Origin of the sequence: Blautia sp. DFI.3.45 (assembly GCF_020593505.1) — a bacterium.
Classification (GTDB): Bacteria; Bacillota; Clostridia; order Lachnospirales; family Lachnospiraceae; genus Blautia_A; species Blautia_A wexlerae.
On the sequence record NZ_JAJDMI010000194.1, the window covers coordinates 1 to 337 of the forward strand.

A 337-nucleotide genomic window follows, 5' to 3' on the forward strand; every position below is an offset into this window, starting at 1 on the left:
GCCGGGAATATTCAAGCATTAAAGAACGACTTGAAGCTGGCAGACAGAGCATTGCGGATCGAGAAAGAGAAGTTGCGAAGCGCAAACGTCATGATAGAGGAATGTCAAGATAAAATATGCTATTTAACACAGGAACGGGATTATGCCCGGACACATCAGAAAATCGTAGAAATACCGGTAGAAAAGCCGGTACTCTATGAAAAATGTGAAGCCTGTAACCGGACAGCCTATCAGAATGCAAAAGCAAAATACGAAACACAAAAAGAGCGACTTGCAGGACAGTATAAAGCAAAAACGGTAATGTTCCAAACAACCTTGTTCCTTCTTGCATGGTATT

Annotated in this window: 1 protein-coding gene; it reads left to right on the plus strand. The window is 41.8% G+C overall.

The window, feature by feature from the left end:
- Positions 1-90: 90 nt before the first annotated feature.
- Positions 91-337 (plus strand): DUF6040 family protein (locus tag LJE09_RS17565; protein ID WP_227311628.1); only part of this gene is annotated, 247 nt, incomplete at its 3' end.